This window comes from Burkholderia sp. Se-20378, assembly GCF_017104665.1.
In the GTDB taxonomy this organism is placed as follows: Bacteria; Pseudomonadota; Gammaproteobacteria; order Burkholderiales; family Burkholderiaceae; genus Burkholderia; species Burkholderia lata.
This window is the reverse complement of the sequence record NZ_JAAGPG010000717.1, coordinates 1-3,516: the sequence shown is the minus strand read 5'-3', so window position 1 is coordinate 3,516 and position 3,516 is coordinate 1. Positions and strand designations below refer to the sequence as shown.

The following is a 3,516-nucleotide window of genomic DNA, read 5'->3' as shown; positions in this document are numbered from 1 at the left end:
AGCACCGCGCGTTCGTCGTTCAGCCGCAGCACCGAGATCGAGCAGCCGGGCATGTTCAGCGCCGACAGGAACGTGCCGGCCCACGCGCGCGCGACGACGATGCCGCGCCGGTGCAGGTTGTCGTGCGCGGCGCGCAGCACGATCGCGAGTTCCATGTCCGGCGTCGCGCCGAGGCCGTTGACGAACAGCGCGACGCGTTCGCCGCGGTCGAGGACGAGATGGGCGACGATGCTCGACAGCAGCGTGTCGACCAGCGCATCGGCCGGCAGCGGCGCGCGACGTTCGACGCCTTTCTCGCCATGGATGCCGAGGCCGAGTTCGATCTCGTGATCGCCGAGGCTGAAGCCCGACTTGTCGGCGCCCGGGATCGTGCAGCCGTCGAGCGCGACACCCATCGTGCCGAGTTCGGCCGCCGCGTCGCGCGCGATGGCCGCGACGCGGGCGAGCGGCAGCCCGCGTGCGGCGGCCGCGCCGGCGAGCTTGTGGATCAGCACGGTGCCGGCGATCCCGCGCCGCTGGCCGCGTTCGACGCGGCCGCGCAGCGATACGTCGTCGGCGACGATGACCGTCTCGACCGGAATGCCTTCGGCGCGCGCGAGTTCGGCGGCGAGCCCGAAATTGAGCCGGTCGCCCGTGTAGTTCTTCACGATCAGCAAGGCGCCGTTCGGGCCGGCGCTGGCGCGGATCGCGGCGAGCACGGCGTCGGTGGACGGCGACGTGAACACTTCGCCGCAGACGGCCGCGCTCAGCATCCCTTCGCCGACATAGCCGCCGTGTGCGGGCTCGTGGCCGCTGCCGCCGCCGGACAGGATGGCGACGGGGCGTTGCGCGGGCTCGGGCAGCGGCTGGCGGACGAGCACGTGCTCGTCGCCGAGGATCGCGACATGCGGCGACTGCCGCGCGATGCCTTCCAGCATTTCTCGCACGACATCGGACGGGCGGTTGACAAGCTTTTTCATGGCGACGGATTCCGGACGGGTGAACGAGGCTCGGCCGGGCCTGCACGGGCGCCGGACGGCCTTTCGTGTTGCGGAGGATCATGCGGGCGCGCCGTCGGCGGGGGCAGGCGGTCATGGAATGGATGACCGAATGCAGGGGCGAGACGAGGCGCACGCTTCGCGCCACGATACATCAGGTTCGGACGTTGCAGTAAGGATCGCGGCGCGAATCGCGCCGGAACGGAGCGGCGGCGCGCCTCCCATACGTGGCTACTTCATCGCCGCAATTTCCTTCGCACGAATCAGCCGCGCGCGCAGCACGTTGCGGCTGATGCCGAGCAGCCGTGCGGCCTGGATCTGGTTGCGGTGGCTGAATTCGAACGCGACGCGCATCACGGTGTCCTCGATGTGTTCGAACAGGTTGCCGTGATCTTCGTCGAACAGGTCGCGCAGCGCGCGTTCGAGTGCGGCCTGTACGCTGGCGGCCGGGTCGGATTCCGGCGCTGACGTATTCAAGGCTGCCGTCGGCACACCCGGCGACGCGATGTGCAGGTCGGCCTCCTGCAGCGAATCGTTGCGGCTCACGAGCAGCGCGTGATGGATCACGTTCTCGAGTTCGCGGATATTGCCGGGCCAGCCGTGTGCCTCGAGCCGGCGCTCGGCGCGCGGGTCGATGCTGCGTGGCCCGTAGCCGAGGCGGCTGCGGTAGTCGTCGAAGAAGTGGCGCGCGAGCGGCAGGATGTCGCCCGGGCGCTCGCGCAACGTCGGCACCGCGAGCTGCACGACGTTGAGCCGATAGAACAGGTCGCCGCGAAACTGCCCGTTCGCGACCGCCTGCTGCAGATCCACGTTGGTCGCGGCGACCACGCGCACGTCGATCGGCACGCCCGTGCGCGAACCGAGCCGCACGACCTCGCGCTCCTGCAGCACGCGCAGCAGCTTGACCTGCATCGACAACGGCAGGTCGCCGATCTCGTCGAGAAACAGCGTGCCGCCGTTCGCGGCTTCGAACCAGCCGGGCTTCGCGCTGAACGCACCGGTAAACGCGCCTTTCTCGTGGCCGAACAGTTCGCTCTCGACGAGCGTTTCGGAGAACGCGCCGCAGTTCACCGCGATGAACGGCCCGCTGTTGCGGCGGCTGAGGCCGTGCACGTGGCGCGCGATCAGTTCCTTGCCGGTGCCGGTCTCGCCGACGATCAGCACATTGGCGTCGCTCGGTGCGACGAGGCGAATCCGTTCGAGCAGCGCGACCGAGCGCGGATCGACGAACACCTGCGCGCGGGCTCGGATGGATGTCGCAAGCGCGGACCGGTCGGGCAGCGTGAGGACGGGCGCGGCGTCGGGCCACGCATCGGAAGGGGAGTGGTTCACGAGTAGAAGCCCGGCGTCGGATAGGTTCGCTTGAGCGCCCATTCGCCAATCTCGCGAATCTTGTACGCGAGCGGGTCGTGGAGCGTGTGGGTGCGCAGGTTGCGCCAGTGCCGGTCGAGCCGCAGCGCGCCGTGCGTCGCGCGGGCACCGGCGACGTCGAACATGCGCGTGCAGAGATCGAGCCCGGTGCGCGCGGCCGACACCTTCGCCGCGGCCGTGGCGAGCGCAACCTGGCCGCGCTCCGCATGCGTGAGCGCGGCATCGCGCGACCATGCGGCGTCGAGCCGGTCCGCCGCGCGGTCGGCGAGCACGCGCGCGGCTTCGAGCCCGACCCAGAATTCGCCGTACTGGCCGAGGATGTACGGATCGTCGCCGGTGCTCGCGACCTGCGCGCCGGGCCACGGCCGCGCTTCGTGCAGCGTGTAGTGCCGCGCGTCGTTGAACGCGGCTTCGGCGATGCCGAGGTACACGTTCGTCAGCACGAGCTGCGCGACGAGCGGGCGCAGGCACGCGAACGGCGTGGACAGCGGGCCGGGGTCCGTCAGCAGTTCGTGATCCTCGACGCGCACTTTCTCGAACGTGACCGTGCCGCTGTCGGTCTGGCGCTGGCCGATGTTGTTCCAGTCGTCGGCGATCGAGATGCCGCTGCGCTGCGTCGGCACGGCGGCGATCAGGAATGCGCGCGTGTCGGCGTCGTGCGCGGACGCGATCAGCATCTGCGAATCGAGCGCGCCCGAACAGAAACTCTTCTGGCCGCTGAATTCGTGCCAGGCGCCGTACGAGCGGCCGAGCGTGCGCTCGTCGAGCGGATTCAGCGCGTTGCCCCAGAACCACTGCTGGCGCGCGGTGCGCTCGAACCACGATTCCCACTGCGCGGGTGCGCCGAACAGCCGCACGGTCGCGAGCATCAGGTGATGGAAACCGAACACGTGCGCGAGCGAACTGTCGGCCGCCGCGAGCACGCGGACGACGTCGAGCGTCGTGCGCCAGCTCGCGCCGAGGCCGCCGTAGGCAGACGGGATGCTCAGCGCGAGCAGGCCGCTGTCGCGCAACTGGTCGCGCTCGGCCTTCGGCGTGCCGCCAGATCGGAAGAGCGGCGTGGCGGGGAAGGGTGTGCGCAAGCGAGTGGAGGTCGGTGGTGGTGGGCTGATCTCACACAGAACTGTGTTTGCACAAGCACCGGCACAACAGTGCACAGAGAATCACA

General features: G+C 69.9%; 3 protein-coding genes. All 3 read right to left on the bottom strand.

Features of this window, described 5'->3' with window-relative positions; translation table 11 throughout:
- On the bottom strand, positions 1–959 hold a 959-nt coding region (locus G3N93_RS36520; RefSeq protein WP_206135192.1), incomplete at its 3' end, for a dihydroxyacetone kinase subunit DhaK.
- A 249-nt stretch (positions 960–1,208) separates the two neighbouring features.
- Positions 1,209–2,309 carry a sigma-54-dependent Fis family transcriptional regulator gene (locus tag G3N93_RS36515; protein ID WP_206135191.1) on the bottom strand — a complete coding sequence of 367 codons (1,101 nt, stop codon included), beginning with the start codon at positions 2,307–2,309 and terminating at the stop codon, positions 1,209–1,211.
- Positions 2,306–3,430 carry an acyl-CoA dehydrogenase family protein gene (locus tag G3N93_RS36510; protein WP_206135190.1) on the bottom strand — a complete coding sequence of 375 codons (1,125 nt, stop codon included), beginning with the start codon at positions 3,428–3,430 and terminating at the stop codon, positions 2,306–2,308. The genes G3N93_RS36515 and G3N93_RS36510 overlap by 4 nt, the downstream gene beginning before the upstream one ends.
- Positions 3,431–3,516 lie beyond the last annotated feature (86 nt).